This is a genomic window from Psychromonas sp. SA13A (assembly GCF_011378715.1).
Lineage (GTDB): Bacteria > Pseudomonadota > Gammaproteobacteria > Enterobacterales > Psychromonadaceae > Psychromonas.
In genome coordinates this window covers 113363-129871 of record NZ_WTKU01000010.1, presented here as the reverse complement: position 1 = coordinate 129871, position 16509 = coordinate 113363, and the positions used below count along the sequence as shown (strand labels likewise).

The window sequence follows — 16509 nt, the reverse complement described above, 5'->3', positions numbered from 1 at the left end:
AGGTATTGAAATAACTGACCTCCACGTTTCTTATCAGACCAAATATAAAGATAAATCGTTTCATGGCTAATCCGCACTTTGTGTTCTTCTCGCAACCATCCTGATATTTGCTCGGGACTCCATTCGAGTCGAATCTTTGAGTTAATTAATGCAATGAGGCTACTCGTCATTTTAATTGCTTTACGAGAATGTAATCGACGATGATGTGCAAACGATTGGGCTTGTTTAATGCGATATCCTCGCTTACCTGTATTACGAGAAAGCTCTCTACTGATAGTTGATTGACTGACTTTTAACTGTTGCGCAATTTTATTTTGGCTCAGACCTATTTTCTTTAAAGCATAAATCTGGCATCTTAGCCCATAGGTCAGTTGTTTATATGTTTTCATTGTTGCATCTCTTGCCGGAGAAAAAGCGATAAGCATATATTCAGCAGGCCGCTTTTTCTACCAATTCAAGTTATGCACTTATAATCTGAATCCAAGATTTATTATTTGAACCTAAGTTGTGTTTCACCTTCTACTAAAATTAGAAGTTGGTTGCGAGAGCAGGCTTTGAATCTATGGCCTTTGCCATGGTTTATAAAGAGCTGAGCCTGACGAGTTACTAGACTGCTTTATTGGGTTTCAATATTTGAAGTTATATTTATGCTTTTTCTTGGGATTAGTTCTTCTAAAGGTATTAGAAGTTGGTTGCAAGAGCAGGGTTTGAATCTATGGCCTTTGCCATGGTTTATAAAGAGCTGAGCCTGACGAGTTACTAGACTGCTTTATTGGGTTTCAATATTTGAAGTTATATTTATGCTTTTTCTTGGGATTAGTTCTTCTAAAGGTATTAGAAGTTGGTTGCGAGAGTAGGATTTGAATTTATGGCCTTTGCCATGGTTTATAAAGAGCTGAGCACGACGAGTTACTAGACTGCCTTATTGAGTGCCAATATTTTAAGTTTTATTTATACTTTATCTTGGAATTAGTTCTTCTAAAGGTATTAGAAGTTGGTTGCGAGAGCTGGGTTTGAATCTATGGTCTTCGCCATGATTTATAAAGAGTTGAGCCCGATGAGCTTTTCTTTATTTAAACAAAGATTGGTTACGAGAACAGAATTTTAATCTATGTGCTTCGACATTGTTTATAGAGAGTTGAGCCCGATTAGCTTTTCTTTCTTTAAACAAAGATTGGTTACGAGAACAGAATTTTAATCTATGTGCTTCAACATTGTTTATAGAGAGTTGAGCCCGATGAGCTTTTCTTTATTTAAACAAAGATTGGTTACGAGAACAGAATTTTAATCTATGTACTTCGACATTGTTTATAGAGAGTTGAGCCCGATGAGCTTTTCTTTCTTTAAACAAAGATTGGTTACGAGAACAGAATTTTAATCTATGTACTTCGACATTGTTTATAGAGAGTTGAGCCCGATGAGCTTTTCTTTCTTTAAACAAAGATTGGTTGCGAGAGCAGGATTTGAACCTACGACCTTCGGGTTATGAGCCCGACGAGCTACCAGACTGCTCCATCTCGCGTCCGGATTTGATATTTCTTTTTTATTCTTTTAAACAAAAATTGGTTGCGAGAGCAGGATTTGAACCTACGACCTTCGGGTTATGAGCCCGACGAGCTACCAGACTGCTCCATCTCGCGTCCGGATTTATTGTTTCTTTTTCTAAAGCTTTTCATTTTAAAAATCGGCAGCGATAGTAATATTTTAATCTACGATCTTCGCCATTGTTTATAAGGAGATGAGCCCGATAGGCTTTGCTTCCTGTAAACAATATTGGTTGCGAGAGCAGGATTTGAACCTACGACCTTCGGGTTATGAGCCCGACGAGCTACCAGACTGCTCCATCTCGCGTCCGATATATAAAACTTAATACTTAAACATTTTCTTTTAAAAAGTTGGTTGCGACAGTAATATTTTAATCTACGATCTTCGCCATTGTTTATAGAGAGTTGAGCCCGATAAGCTTTTCTTCTCTTAAACAATATTGGTTACGAAAGCAATATTTTAATCTACGATCTTCGCCATTGTTTATAGAGAGTTGAGCTCGATAAGCTTTTCTTCTCTTAAACAAGATTGGTTGCGAGAGCAGGATTTGAACCTACGACCTTCGGGTTATGAGCCCGACGAGCTACCAGACTGCTCCATCTCGCGTCCGTTTAAGTGCGGCGAATGATATAGAGATCACATTATATTGCAAGCGTTATTTACAGTATTGTAAGAAATTAGTATTTGATTGCTTAAAGAGTGAACAAATTGATCTTTTAAGGTGACAATTACCTAGTATTTTGTTTTATAACTGATAATTATTATTTTTAACGGAAATGCTTTATTAATTAACTTAGATTCAAATGAGATGGGTGAATAAAAATGATAGGTCTCTTATAAGCATCATTTTATTGAGACAAACACTGAAATTGCATTTATCATACAAATGTTGGGTAGGCATTAAAAAGAGTTCATAAATTAAAACTATTCTTTTAATGGTCATAGCTGTAATGGTCATAGCTGTAATGGTCATAGTTTTAATAGCTATAATTTTAATGATCATAATTTGCATAGGTTATTTTTAACGATAATCTATGTCATTTTGTTAAAAACGTAAGCTGTTTAATTCTCAATGTGAATCCGTAATGCTGAACAACACTCGTAATGTTTAAAATGAAGAGGTATATATGAAAAATAAGGATACAACACAGAGTGATTCAATCCTTGAGGATTTAACTGGTTTTCGTCCAAAAGAGTTTGTGATCATAATTGCTGTTGCGTATATGTCTGTATTGACTATTCCGATGGTTGTTGCGTCTTTGGGGTTGCCTGCATTACCGGTTGTGATTGGGATCATGCTGATCCAATATTGTCTTTTATACTTTGTTGGTAAAACTCATGGCGGTAGCATTTTAAAAACCATGAGGAACAATGGTTTTATTGGTTGGCTTATGTGGTTGGCATTATTGTGTATGTTGATGTTGCCTATTATTCATCTGTTGAACCTAGCTGGTTTGTTTTCCGGCAGTTCCGCACTGTAATTAAAGTAGATGGCTAGTTTAGTGATATTGATACCCCCTCGCTCATCAACTAACACGTGTCGCATGTTAAAATGACTTACGGCTTCCTCGTGAGTCTTGTCTCTGTTTTTATTAGTGACGGCTCAGCCTATTTTTTAACAATACCCTTGATTTTTAGTGACAGAGTCCACATCTAGTTATAAAGGGTTGATAGTTTAAAATGAATTAATAAGTAACTATCAATCTTTGTAACGGCATCAATTTACAATTCAAAGTAAACCTTTTTTCTGCGTACCACGTATAGACCCTATTGGTTAGAACCTTGTTGATAGTAAAAAATAGAACGTAATCATGATTTTTTATTATTTTATGAATTTATTTGTAGGTCGTGTTGTCATATCGCAATCAATTATTAACCTGGTTTGTACGATGCTAATGATGCTAATGATGTTATTTACTTTATTACTACCACAGTGAAACGGTTAACGAATTGAAAGTTAATTATTTTACGGAGATTTTTATGAAAAAATATATTATCGGTATGCTTTGTAGCGTGCTGTTCTTATCTGCCTGTTCAGAGAAGATTTCTCCTACTCAGCAATTGATGGCTAACCCTACTGAAATTAAAATTACTTCTTTAGAGGATCTAGAAAAGGTATTCAATGATTTACATTATACTCCTGGCTACTGGGATAAAGGCTCAAAGGAAGTTCCGCGTTTAACATTTGAAGGGATTAGTCCAGAGTGGCAGAAAGTTTCTCAAAATATGCCGGTGAACAACAAAAAGAGTATTTTTCTGCGTTTGATTTTACCTTTAATTTTAGTCTCAAATGAAAATATTTTACATGAGCGTGAGATTGTAAAAAATTCCAAGCTAACGTCTCCTGATTTAATCGCTATTGCTATTAAATATCGTGTTATAGATGAAGATACAGAGGTTTTAACCAATAAGCTTAAACAGAAGTTATTGAAGCGCGTTAATATTATTCCACCTTCGTTAGCATTAGCACAAGCAGCGGAGGAAAGTGCTTGGGGAACGTCACGTTTTGCACTTGAAGGAAATGCACTGTTCGGACAGTGGGATTTTAGTGGTAATGGAATTAAACCCAAACAACAACGTACTGAATTAGGTAATTATGGCATTGCGAGATTCGATACTCCGTTAGCTTCGGTAGAAGGTTATATGTTGAATATTAATTCTACTTCAGCATATCAATCATTACGTGACCTACGAGCAAAACAAGTGGCATCGAATAAAACCTTTTCAGGTACTTTATTAGCGGGTACTTTGATTAAATATTCTGAGCGTGGGCAGGCTTATATCGATGGGTTACGTGAACTGATTAGTTATAATAAATTAGGTGTCACTGATGATACTTTTTTGTCTGATAACAATTTAGTACATCTTGTTTATTAATATTCATTTAAATTTGTAGATCTTCCTTATTTACGCTAGTGCATTAATTTTAATCACTTTTAATCACTTTTAATGCACTAGCTAACTGTTAAATTCATTCAATCCCTTCTTTATGTCGCCAATTAAGTAAAATTTCATGGTAAGCATTTGCACTCTGTCACGCTTTTAGTGCATAACTGCGTGCAAATATCATTTCTGAATTATGCTTCTTTCATAATCATTAAGTGATAATGCAATACAGCTGAGATCACAATAGCAAGGATTGGTATTATGCGCACTCAGATGCAAGGTTTATGTTTCTTCAAAAAAACACTCTTAGCGAGTGCAATTTCACTCACTGCATTACAAGTTAATGCTGCTGGTTTTCAATTAAACTCTCAATCTGCTACAGGTTTAGGTCGTGCTTTTGCTGGTGATGCAGTTATTGCTGATAATGCCTCTGTTATGTCACGTAATGCAGCTGCAATGGCTTTGTTTGATAAAACAGCTTTATCTTTAGGTGTTAATGTTTTAAAAACAGATATTTCAGTGTCAGATGGTGTTTATAATGGCTTAACTGCATCAGGTAAAAGCTCAAGTTATGATGATGCAGGTGGCGTCTCAGTTTCACCTAATCTACATGTTATTTTTCCAATTAACGAAACGTTTGCTGTGGGGGTTGATTTATATTCCAATTTTGGCACGCGAACTGACTTCAATGGCTCATTTTCCGGCTCAGAGTTCGGTGGTCTCACAGATGTTAAAAGTTTAAATTTAGGGTTAGCAGCTTCTTATCGTATTAACCAGCAATGGAGCCTTGGTGCTGGAGTCGACATTATTTATGGAACAGGAGAATTAAAAAGAACATTAAGCGATGATTCAAGTATCTTTAGTGGTTTGACTGCTTTAGATGCTGATGTTGCAGGTGTTGGGATTGGTTTTAATTTAGGCGCTGTATTTGAATTAAATGCAAATAATCGATTTGGATTATCTTATCATTACAGCCCAGAATTAGAGGTGAAAGGAGATGTAACCTTCAATGGTGTTAAGACTAAAGATGACTCGTTATATTTAGGATTGCCAGATATGGCTGAATTTTCTGGTTATCATCGTATTAAAAATACTCAATATGCTGTTCATTATAGTGTTCAGTGGATTGGTTGGTCTTCATTCGACACATTAGAGTCTGACGCGTTCGATACTATCAGTACTTATAAGTGGAAAGATGCAATGCACTTCTCAATTGGAGGGACTTATTACTTAAATGAAACGTGGACATTACGTACAGGTTATATGTACGACATGAGTGCTCAAGATAAGGTGACTTCAATCTCGGTACCAGATTCAGATCGCCAATGGTTCTCTGCTGGCTTTACTTATCATTTCTCTGAAAATAGTAATATGGATTTTGGTGCAACTTATCTGTTAGGACAAAACGTATCAGTCTCTGAAAGTACTGCGCTATCTTCTATTACAGGTACGACACATGCAGATGCATTATTAATTGCTGTACAATATAGTCACGAATTTTAATCTTATGACTATAAAATAAAAATTGAATCGATCAAAAAAAGCGCCGAAAGGCGCTTTTTTGTAGGTAGCAGAAACATAAATTTTCATTATCAGGTTTCGTTACAAACTAACTCTTCTTAGCTTGCTTGGCTTTTTCTGCTCTTAGTTTACGCATCTCTTTGGGGTCAGCGGTTAGTGGCCGATAAATTTCAATTCTATCACCTTGCTTAACCGTATTATCTAATTTATCTGGCTTACTAAAAATGCCTACAACCGCTTCACTAGGCACTATTTCAGGAAAGTGTTTTACAATACCTGACAATTTTATACAGTTTTCAATGGTTGTCCCTTCAGGTACTTTCAAGGACAATAAAACTTGCTTGTTGGGAATCCCATAAACCACTTCGATATCTATTAACCCACTCATTACATGCTCCCTCGAGATATATTAACGTGTACCGTAAACTGTCTTGGCTCTGTTTGAAAAAGATTTAACCATAGAGCCGATTAATTCATGAAAAACACGTCCAAAGGCTAATTTAACAATGGAATTACTAAATTCAAACTCTAAATCTAAACTCACTTTACAGGCTTGCTCATCTAAAGCAGTGAAAGTCCAGCCTCCACTTAAATGCTTAAAGGGGCCTTCTAGTAATTTCATCGAAATAGATTGACCTTCAATCAATGTGTTTTCAGTAACAAAGGTTTGACTGATACCGGCTTTAGAAACTTTAATGGATGCTTTCATTAAATTCACTTGATCTAATAAAACCGTGGTTTCACTACAACCTGGTAAAAACTCAGGATAAGCATTCACATCATTCACTAGTTGATACATTTCTTGTGCGCTATACATCAACAATGCGCTACGTGATACTTTAGCCATGCTTTACCTCGTTTAAAAAAATAGCATCTTACACGATGCAAGGTGCTAACTGAAAAAAAATAGCAAAAAATGCTTGTAAATGAGTGACTTTTCAACAAATCAAATAGCCATTTAAATAAACAAACTTTATAATGCAGGCTATGGCTAAAAAAAACTCAAAACCAAAAAATAACGATAACACGATTGCACGTAACAAACGTGCTTCCCATGAATATCATTTAGAAGAACGCTTTGAAGCGGGACTTGAATTGCAAGGATGGGAAGTAAAATCATTACGTGCAGGTAAAGCAAATATTGCAGATAGCTACATCTTCTTAAAAAATGGAGAGGCTTGGTTACTAAATGCAACATTTCCACCTTTGATCGCCGCATCATCACACGTAGTATGTGATCCTTTACGCTATCGTAAATTATTACTTAAACGACGTGAACTTGATAACTTAGTAGGTAAAGTGGAACGACAAGGTTACTCCATTATTCCAATCTCTTTATATTGGAAAAAAGCGTGGGTAAAAGTTTCCTTTGCTTTAGCGAAAGGTAAACAAGATCACGACAAACGTAGTGATGTTAAAGATCGTGAGTGGCAAGTTCAAAAAGAACGTATGATGAAGCATAGCGTTCGATAATTAAGCAGTTAGCAAACAACATGCAAGATAATGCTATCTTGCATCACTTAGCTTTGTTAAACTTAACTTGTTGGTGATTTATCACTAACCACTGTGGGGATGATTTAGGACTCGACGAGATTCTTGAAACCCAAGGTGCATGCCGAGGTGGCGGTTGGCCTCGTAAAAAGCCGCCAACGTTATAGTTGCAAACGACTCTAACTACTCTCTAGCAGCTTAGGCTAGCTAGCCTTCCACCCGCGCTTTTCCAATGGGTAGGGATTCGGAAGGTCATTTACATCGGATAGCGAGGGAACCTTGTTCGAGGGTGAACCGCGAAATAGTATCGGACTCGCTTTTTAATATCCTGTCAGTTGGAGATTAACGAGTTAACCAAATAACTGACTAAGCATGTAGTACCGAGGATGTAGGTTTTTCGGACGGGGGTTCGACTCCCCCCATCTCCACCACCTACTAAAAAAGGCTGATTTCTTAACGGATTTCAGCCTTTTTTGTATCTATCATATGTTGATATTAGTATCGTTATTGACGTTATTGACGTTATTGACGTTATTGACGTTATTGACGTTATTGACGTTATTGACGTTAATGTCGCTATCGGTATTCTTTAAAATCTATTTAAATGCAGTGAACTGTTATGAATGACTTTGATTATAAGCCTCCCACAGACCCTTGGTTAGATACCATCTATAAAGATAAAGATATGATTGTATTTAATAAACCTGCTGGGATCTTATCGGTACCGGGGCGTGATATTGAACGACATGACAGTATCTACAGTCGTCTGCTTGAATTACATCCTAATAGCCATACTGTTCACCGCTTAGACTTAGCCACTTCTGGTGTGATCATTTTTGCTTTAAAAAAAGAAGCTGAAAGGGCGCTAAAAATACAGTTTCAAGAACGTGAAACAAAAAAAATCTACTATGCGCGTGTTTTAGGACATGTGCCACAGCCGCAAGGTTGTATCGATGTACCACTGAGTAAAGACAAAGAGAACCCGCCAAAACATAAGGTTGATTTTGAATCAGGTAAAGCCTGTAAAACCTTTTATGAAGTGGTGAGTTATGGAAAACAAAGCACATTAATTAAATTGATGCCTGTTACAGGGCGAACTCATCAATTACGATTGCATATGATGGCAATGGGTTACCCTATTTTAGGGGATGATTTTTATGCAGAACCGTTGGCATTAAGTTTATCTCCTCGTTTGTTATTGCATGCAAGTGAAATAAGCATCAAGCATCCTTACACTAAAAAAATGGTGTGCTTTAAAACTGATGTCCCCTTTCTAGAGGCCATTGGTGAGCAATAGTTAGCTTGGCTATAGTTAATCTGATCTTAGTTTTTTAATAGCAATCGCACTCATCTTATTTTTCTTTTTCGCATACAAAAAAACCTTGGTCATTGCTGAACAAGGTTTTTTATTAAGCTTAATAAAACAATGTTATTAGTGGTTAAGCTTGATAACCGCCTTTAATGCCCTTAGTGGTAACCGATACTGCATCATGCGCGTGTAAACTTTCATAATGATTTACGCGTAACCAAAAATCACTAAATTGTGTTTGTTGATGTAATGCATATTGTAATTGACGTGCAGCATCTTCACAGAACATTAAGTTTTGACCATTTAAACGTGCAAATTCTTGTTCATCTTCACGTTTTACCGCTGCTTGTACTGGCGTTTTTAATGTTGCTTCAATTAAATCAATCAGTGCAATAATTGGGAAGTTATCAGCAGTTGTCTGAAGTTTAACTTTCACCTGTGCAACACTACGTTGGCTATGCGGTGTTGCTACAATACCTTGAGTAGAACCTAACCAAGCCACAATTTCGTCTTTATCAAGTGTTGCTGCTTGCGCATATTTTTTACTGAATGCATCTTGAATCAATTGACGAGCTAACGCTGCTGAACATGGGCAAGTTGAAGAATATGGCACATCAACTTGAAGCTCAATATCCAGCTCTCCGTCTATTAAACGTCCGATAATAACAATTGGGTAAGCTTTCCAACCACGTTTTTCACTGATTAATGATTTGCGACGTAAATTATAATCAAATGCGATTTTAACAAAGGCTTCTGAACTTAAGTCTTGATGACTCTCGATAAACCCTTCTAATAAAGTCGTTAATGTCGCTAACGTTAGTTCAGATTCTGTTGAAAGTTGATCTAGTTGCAGGTACAAGCGTGACATGTGAATGCCTTTGGCTTGCGGGTCACCCAGATTAACAAATAATTCAGCATTAGCACTGACTTGTTGAGCAGGGCAGTTATCTGTTTGTACCATCAATGGTAACTCAATATTACTCATACCTACGCGATCTAACGCGCCTTCTGTTTGAGCTTGTGCACTATTTGCGATATCTGGCATTGCCATTCAATAAGGCTCCCTTCAACATGCTTTACATGGATAAATGAATATAAAAAGAAGCGCGCATTATAAACGGGATCACAAAAATTAAAAACCACCAAATACAAAGGTTTTATCTAAGTGATTGATAATTTATCCCTATACTTAAAAAATGATTGATTTTAAATGCTTTATTGATGTCGATTATGATTATATGTCGAGTCTAGGTGTAAAATGAATTGGATGAAGTTATAACGATACAATGCAACATCCAATTGCCTTTATTTGTATTGTGTCTCAGATAAATGAATATTGAATACAGAATAACAAACCCTGAGCACTTGGGATTATTTTTAATGGCTAAAAAACGGTTACACTAAGCGTCCTATCATTTAATCCTGTCATTCATTTAAGTTATTAATATTGTGAGGAACTGTGAGTTTATTTAATCTAAAAACATGGGTACATTATTATGTTTCGCTCTTGAAACGTTTAGGCCCTATAAAATTTAGTATGTTGTTAGCCTTTGCGATTATTCTAGGCGATGCTTGTATTCAAATTATCATTGCACAGCTATTTTCTGAAACACTCGATATGGCTGATATTTATCGTTCAGTTATGTTAGGTTTATTGATCACACCATGGGCGGTGTATTTTTTAACGGTAGTGGTTGATGATTTAGATAATGCGCGTCAACGTTTAGCAATGACAGTCGCTAAATTAGAGAAAATATCACAGCGAGACAAAGCTAAAACACACTTGTTAGAAAATGAGATTGTTGATCATCAAAAAACACAGCGGCAACTGCGCGAAGGGAAAAAATTACTACAATCTTTTTTTGATACCTCTCCCGACTTGATTTTTCATCGAGATTTAGTGGAGCGCTTTGTCAGTTGTAACAAAGCAATGGAAGAGATCTCGGGTAAAACAGAAGCTGAATTAATTGGTTTATTACCTGCTGATATCTATTCCGATGAGTATGCTCACTCTGTGTCATTGAGACATAAAAAAGTGATTGAAACGCATCTTGAGCAGATCCATGAAACGTGGTTGGAATACCCAAACGGGCGCATGGCCTATTTTGAAATCCGTGCGTTGCCCTTATTTAATAGCCAGCGTGAATGTGTTGGTTTAATTGGTTTTGGTCGCGACATTACTGAGCGTAAAAAACACCAGGAATTTTTAGAAAAAGCCAGTCGCGATAAAACTACTTTTATTTCAACGATTAGTCATGAACTGCGAACGCCACTCAATGGTATCGTTGGCTTAAGTCGCATGTTACTAGATGAAAACTTTAATAAAGAACAGACTCAATATCTTAAAACCATTCATATGAGTGCTATCACCCTAGGGAATATATTCAATGATATTGTCGACCTTGATAAGTTAGACAGACGACGTCTTAATTTAGTCAATGACTGTATCAATGTAGATGATTTTATTAATGATTTACAAAGCCTTGCGTATATTCAAACGGAGCAAAAAAAGTTAACTTTAATCTTCAAACAACAAGGGGAGTTACCTAAATGTATTAACTCTGATGGTACCCGTTTACGACAAGTCCTATGGAACTTGATCACTAATGCCGTTAAGTTTACCGAACAAGGTGAAGTGACTATACGCTGTAGCAGTTTTATAGAAGATCAAAAAACATGGTTAAATTTTGAAGTCGAAGATACTGGCGTTGGTATCCCCAAAGATAAGTTAGATAAAATATTCGCCATGTACTATCAAGTTCAGGGCGAGCGCCACGCAACGGGAACGGGTATAGGTTTGTCGGTTTCAAGCCAAATTGCAAAAGCAATGAATGGGCGTTTAACGGTTCGTAGTGAATTAGGAAAAGGCAGTACATTCACGCTTAGTTTACCGACAGTGTGTGTTGCCGCATCAAAAAAAGAGTCAATCTTCCAAGTACCAACATTGTCTATTTTGCTAGTAGAAGATATAGAACTAAACATCTTAGTTGCAAGGGCCTTATTAGAAAAGCAAGGTCACCATGTAGATGTGGCAATGGATGGACAGCAAGCGCTCGATAAGGTGGCCGATAAAGAATATCAGTTGATTCTGATGGATATACAATTGCCGGACATGAATGGTTATGAGGTGACACAGCGTCTACGTGAAATTCATTCTGAATTACCGCCAATAGTTGCCTTAACAGCAAATGTATTTTCCGATACACAGCAGTTTATTGAAAAAGGCTTGGATGATGCAATTGGTAAACCCTTAAGTTTGCCTTTATTTAATAGCATGTTGGAACGCCATTTCAGTGAACAAAAAGAAGTGGTTACTAATCTCATTAATGTGCAGCCTGCGGTACAAAAAGCGCCTAAGGTTGAATTATTTAATGAACAAATGTTGAAAGAATTAATGGAGTTTTTACCGACTTCAGTGATGTTAGATAACGTCTCTTTATTTGAAACTATGATGCCTGAATATTTGTCTATTTTAGAAAGTCATATGGTGGCAAAAAATGAAAAAGGGATCGCTTCGCAATCACATAAAATTAAAGGTGCTGCCGCTTCCGTAGGGCTATTACGTATTCAGAAGTTAGCGCAAAAGATGCAATCCCCAGAGTTACCGGCTTGGTGGGACAATATTGATGATTGGCACGAGTTGATCAAAGTCGGTTACCTTGAAGATGTAAAAAAACTGAGGAAGTGGATTGTTGCCAATAGCGGGTAATATCTATGTAGATTAGGTCTGAAGGTTTTTAAATTGGGTTAATAAATAAGGTGATTTTTACAATTTAGGCTTTCTAATTGAACGATTTTAATTAGTTGGCTCTAAGCCTAATTAAACCAGATAAATATGCTACAAATAATAAAAAAGGCCAGTAAAACTGGCCTTTTTAAATTTAATCAATGTAGATAACGATCTCTTTTTTGTTTACTTTAAATTCGCTCCACATTGAATTCGCAATAGCAGCGAGTTATTCTAATTCACCACAAAAGCGGTAACCTTCACCGTGAATCGTCGAAATAATTTCTGCTGACTCTGGGACTGTTTCAAAGTGTTTACGAATACGACGTATGGTGACATCTACCGTGCGGTCATGCGCTTTTAATTCTCGTCCTGTCATTTTCATTAATAGATCCGCTCGAGTCTGTATTTTCCCTGGATTTTCAATGAAATGTAAAATCGCTCGGAACTCACTACGCGGTAGTTTGAACACTTCACCATTGGGGCTAATCAACGAGCGACTATCTATTTCTAGTGTCCAACCACTGAATTTATAATGCTCAACCTTTTGGCGTACTTGCTCAAAATATAGGGTGTCTTGCATGGTACGTGTTAATAAGTTGCGCGCTCTAATGGTCAATTCACGCGGATTAAAAGGTTTAGTAATATAATCATCTGCGCCAATTTCTAAACCAAGGATTTTATCCACTTCGTTGTCACGACCGGTTAAGAAAATAAGTGCAATGTTTTTATGTTCACGTATCTCTCTTGCTAATAAAAGTCCATTTTTACCTGGTAAGTTAATATCCATGATAATTAGGTTTATTTCATTTTGCTCTAATACTTGGTGCATTTCAGTACCGTCATTAGCTTCAAATACTTGATAACCTTCGGCTTCAAAAACGCTTTTTAATGTACTTCTTGTTACTAACTCATCTTCTACAACTAAAATGTTAGCGCTAGACATGAATTGACTCCTATAAAAATTAATAATGCTTTGCTCAACCTGTGCGGGATAATATTAGGTTAAGTGAAACTGTCATGGCGCGCAGATTTTCGGCCGTTTTTTTAAACAATTAATCATGCTAAATTTAATGCTGTTTAAAAAGTCTCAGTTTTCAGTGCTTAAAGTGTAATTACTTAACATATAGATAACAACTTATTATGGATTTAAACAAGCGTTTTACCTTGTCTATTTGATATTTATCAAGTCACAGAGGCTGGGAATTAACATTTTGTTATTTGTTATGCGAATTAATTGCAAGCTCGATCGGTTGTTTGTTCCAGTACGCTATAAGCTTTGATATAATCTCACCATAAATTTATTTAATAATGAAACTATTAACACACATGTATTTTATTTTATTTTCTCCGCTCAAACCGAAGAAAGCTGCGCTTAGTTCGCAGCTTTTTTTGCTATTTGTAAAAAAGAAAATCTATACATTCATAAAACCCGCTATTGAAAGCGGGTTTTTTCGTATTAAAGCAGGGAGGTACGATGCGCGTACTTAAATTTGGCGGCACTTCATTAGCAAATGCTCAACGTTTCAATCAGGTGGCTGATATTGTTATTAACAATCAGCAACAGTCTCAAATCGCTCTTGTATTATCAGCGCCTTCAGGGGTGACCAATAACTTGGTAGCGGTAGTAGAAAAAACCAGCCAAGGATTGTCTGCTGATGAGCATTTAATTGCAATTCAAAAAATCTTCTCTGAGCTCATTAAAGGCCTAAAAGAAACCTACGCTGAATTAGCAGACGACTTGTTACGCAACACCTTTGAAAATGAAATTGCTGAACTGAGTAATTTATTAGAAGGCGTGCGTTTATTAGGCCAATGTCCAGCGAGTATCGAAGCACGTATTTTAAGTAAAGGTGAAGTGTTAAGTGTTGCTTGTATGAAGCAATTGCTTATTGCTAAAGGCCAAGATGTTGAAGTAATTGTGCCTCAACAAAAATTAATCTCTTTTAAAGGTGGTTATTTAGAAGCACAAATAGACATTAAAACATCACGCAAATTATTAGCTGAAGATGCAATTGTTTCTAACGCTATCTATTTAATGCCGGGCTTTACAGCAGGTAATGAAGAAGGTGAAACATTAGTTTTAGGACGTAATGGTTCAGATTATTCAGCTGCCGTTTTAGCCGCTTGTTTAAAAGCAGAATGCTGTGAAATATGGACCGATGTTGATGGCGTTTACAGCTGTGACCCGCGCTTAGTTAAAGATGCAAAATTACTCACATCGTTAAGCTATGCAGAAGCCATGGAGCTTTCTTATTTTGGCGCAAAAGTATTGCATCCAAAAACCATCGCACCTATTGCGCAGCACCATATTCCTTGTCTTATTAAAAATACACATAATCCTCAAGCGGAAGGTACCTTGATTAGTGCACAAACAAGTAATCAGAAATTACGTGTAAAGGGCATTTCAGATCTTAAAGGACTGAGTATGCTAAGTATTTCAGGCCCTGGTATGAAAGGAATTGTAGGCATGGCGGGTCGTATCTTCTCGACGGTTTCTCGTGCTGGTGTTTCAATTATTTTGATCACTCAATCTTCATCGGAATATAGTTTAAGCTTTTGTATTTATTCAAATGATACACAACAAGCGATAGATGCATTAACTGAAGAATTTAGCCTAGAATTTGAAAATAATTTACTAGAAGAAATCGATGTGATTGACAAACAAGCTATTATTTCGCTTGTTGGTGATGGCATGAAAAAAGAAAAAGGTGTTGCTGCGCGTTTCCTAACCGCACTGACCGATGCTTCTATTAACGTGACTGCAATTGCACAGGGATCTTCAGAACGTTCTATCTCTGCCGTTGTTTCTGAGAAAAAAGCCAATGAAGCAGTGATTGCATGTCATCACAGTTTCTTTAGCAGTACGCAATTTATTGACCTGTTTGTAATTGGCTGTGGTGGTGTTGGTGGTGCATTGATTGATCAAATTCATCGCCAACAGACCTATTTAGCAGAACGCAATATTGCGATTCGAGTTTGTGGTGTGGTTAACAGCCGTGCGATGTTATTGGATGTTCATGGTGTTGACCTAAACAATTGGCGCGATTTATTAAAAGATGCCACTGAAGAGTTATCGCTAGTGGCAATGAAGAACCTCGTTAATGGTTCGCATATTATAAATCCTGTGATTGTTGATTGTACTAGTAACGATGGTATTGCAGCACGTTATGTTGACTTTTTAGGCGCAGGTTTCCACGTTGTCACTGCCAATAAAAAAGCTAACACAAGCAGCATGGATTACTACCACCAGTTACGTTTAACTGCGTTAATGAAACGTCGTAAGTTTTTATATGATACTAACGTGGGTGCTGGTCTGCCGGTAATTGAAAATATACAAAACCTATTCAACGCAGGTGACCGTTTAGTTAAATTTAATGGTATTTTATCTGGCTCTTTATCGTTCATCTTTGGTAAGTTAGATGAAGGAAAATCATTTTCAGATGTAACCTCTGAAGCGCGTAATCTTGGTTTTACTGAACCTGACCCTCGTGATGATTTAAGTGGAACAGATGTTGCGCGTAAGCTACTTATTTTAGCCCGTGAGTCTGGAATGGACATAACGTTAGATGATGTCGAAGTAGAGCAAGCATTACCGCCTGGTTTTGATGATACTGGGACTGCTGATGAGTTTATGGCACGTTTGCCAGAAGCAGATCAGTACTTTAAACAGTTGCAAGATAAAGCTAATGAAGAAGGTAAAGTATTACGTTACATTGGCAGTATTGAAGATGGTAAATGTAAATGTAGTATTATGGCCGTGGATGAAAACGATCCATTGAATAAAGTAAAAGATGGCGAAAATGCGCTGGCGTTTTATAGTCAATATTACCAACCTATTCCGTTAGTATTGCGCGGTTATGGTGCTGGTACGGAAGTCACGGCAGCAGGTGTGTTTGCTGATGTGCTTCGTACATTGAACTGGAAACAGGAGTTCTAACATGGTTGCAATTTTTGCTACTATAAAACAATTTAAAAATGCTTGCGTAATGTGTTTTACGAACAGCGTTCAAATTCAGAAACAGGGGTT

At 36.8% G+C, this 16509-nt stretch carries 12 protein-coding genes, 4 tRNA genes and 1 other RNA gene; 8 read left to right on the top strand and 9 right to left on the bottom strand.

Going from position 1 to position 16509, the window contains the following annotated elements:
• The 5 genes from GQR44_RS11150 to GQR44_RS11130 form a co-directional block, all read right to left on the bottom strand.
• On the bottom strand, nucleotides 1–389 hold a 389-nt coding region (locus GQR44_RS11150; protein WP_166371881.1), incomplete at its 3' end, for a helix-turn-helix domain-containing protein.
• 1056 nt (nucleotides 390–1445) lie between these two features.
• Nucleotides 1446–1522 (bottom strand) — tRNA-Met (locus tag GQR44_RS11145).
• A 41-nt stretch (nucleotides 1523–1563) separates the two neighbouring features.
• Nucleotides 1564–1640, bottom strand: a tRNA-Met gene (locus GQR44_RS11140).
• Between the two features lie 134 nt (nucleotides 1641–1774).
• A tRNA-Met gene (locus tag GQR44_RS11135) sits at nucleotides 1775–1851 on the bottom strand.
• Nucleotides 1852–2074: 223 nt separating this feature from the next.
• A tRNA-Met gene (locus tag GQR44_RS11130) sits at nucleotides 2075–2151 on the bottom strand.
• Nucleotides 2152–2672: 521 nt separating this feature from the next.
• On the opposite strand from GQR44_RS11130, the gene GQR44_RS11125 reads away from it, so the two are divergent.
• From GQR44_RS11125 to GQR44_RS11115, 3 genes are all read left to right on the top strand, one after another.
• Nucleotides 2673–3026 (top strand): hypothetical protein, encoded by a 354-nt coding sequence (locus GQR44_RS11125; protein ID WP_166371880.1) that lies wholly within the window; start codon nucleotides 2673–2675, stop codon nucleotides 3024–3026.
• A gap of 499 nt (nucleotides 3027–3525) precedes the next feature.
• Nucleotides 3526–4422: a glucosaminidase domain-containing protein gene (locus GQR44_RS11120; RefSeq protein WP_166371879.1), complete on the top strand. Its 897-nt coding sequence runs from the start codon at nucleotides 3526–3528 to the stop codon at nucleotides 4420–4422.
• A gap of 270 nt (nucleotides 4423–4692) precedes the next feature.
• Nucleotides 4693–5934, top strand: coding sequence for an outer membrane protein transport protein (locus tag GQR44_RS11115; RefSeq protein ID WP_240923626.1), 1242 nt, complete (start codon nucleotides 4693–4695; stop codon nucleotides 5932–5934).
• A gap of 106 nt (nucleotides 5935–6040) precedes the next feature.
• On the opposite strand, the gene GQR44_RS11110 is transcribed toward GQR44_RS11115, so the two are convergent.
• The gene (locus GQR44_RS11110; RefSeq protein ID WP_166371878.1) at nucleotides 6041–6340 is read right to left on the bottom strand and encodes an RnfH family protein; all 300 of its coding nucleotides are present in this window, start codon (nucleotides 6338–6340) and stop codon (nucleotides 6041–6043) included.
• A gap of 21 nt (nucleotides 6341–6361) precedes the next feature.
• Nucleotides 6362–6799, bottom strand: coding sequence for a type II toxin-antitoxin system RatA family toxin (locus GQR44_RS11105; protein WP_166371877.1), 438 nt, complete (start codon nucleotides 6797–6799; stop codon nucleotides 6362–6364).
• A gap of 140 nt (nucleotides 6800–6939) precedes the next feature.
• On the opposite strand from GQR44_RS11105, the gene smpB reads away from it, so the two are divergent.
• The 3 genes from smpB to GQR44_RS11090 all read left to right on the top strand — a co-directional run bounded on the left by smpB (nucleotide 6940) and on the right by GQR44_RS11090 (nucleotide 8740).
• Nucleotides 6940–7425 carry an SsrA-binding protein SmpB gene (gene smpB / locus GQR44_RS11100; protein WP_166371876.1) on the top strand — a complete coding sequence of 162 codons (486 nt, stop codon included), beginning with the start codon at nucleotides 6940–6942 and terminating at the stop codon, nucleotides 7423–7425.
• 95 nt (nucleotides 7426–7520) lie between these two features.
• Nucleotides 7521–7874, top strand: a transfer-messenger RNA (tmRNA) gene (gene ssrA, locus GQR44_RS11095).
• Nucleotides 7875–8062: 188 nt separating this feature from the next.
• Nucleotides 8063–8740, top strand: a complete 678-nt coding sequence (locus GQR44_RS11090) for a pseudouridine synthase (protein ID WP_166371875.1) — start codon at nucleotides 8063–8065, stop codon at nucleotides 8738–8740.
• 142 nt (nucleotides 8741–8882) lie between these two features.
• Here GQR44_RS11090 and folE2 read toward each other — a convergent pair whose 3' ends face one another.
• Entirely contained in the window at nucleotides 8883–9803 is a 921-nt protein-coding gene (gene folE2 / locus GQR44_RS11085; RefSeq protein WP_166371874.1) for a GTP cyclohydrolase FolE2, read from the bottom strand.
• A 408-nt stretch (nucleotides 9804–10211) separates the two neighbouring features.
• Here folE2 and arcB point away from each other — a divergent pair, with 408 nt between their 5' ends.
• The gene (gene arcB, locus GQR44_RS11080) at nucleotides 10212–12461 is read left to right on the top strand and encodes an aerobic respiration two-component sensor histidine kinase ArcB (RefSeq protein WP_166371873.1); all 2250 of its coding nucleotides are present in this window, start codon (nucleotides 10212–10214) and stop codon (nucleotides 12459–12461) included.
• Nucleotides 12462–12708: 247 nt separating this feature from the next.
• Here arcB and arcA read toward each other — a convergent pair whose 3' ends face one another.
• A complete protein-coding gene (gene arcA / locus GQR44_RS11075) occupies nucleotides 12709–13425 on the bottom strand; it encodes a two-component system response regulator ArcA (RefSeq protein ID WP_166371872.1) in 717 nt (238 codons plus the stop codon).
• Nucleotides 13426–13956: 531 nt separating this feature from the next.
• Between arcA and thrA the strand changes: the two genes are divergently transcribed.
• Nucleotides 13957–16419, top strand: coding sequence for a bifunctional aspartate kinase/homoserine dehydrogenase I (thrA, locus tag GQR44_RS11070; RefSeq protein WP_166371871.1), 2463 nt, complete (start codon nucleotides 13957–13959; stop codon nucleotides 16417–16419).
• The last annotated feature ends 90 nt before the right edge of the window (nucleotides 16420–16509 follow it).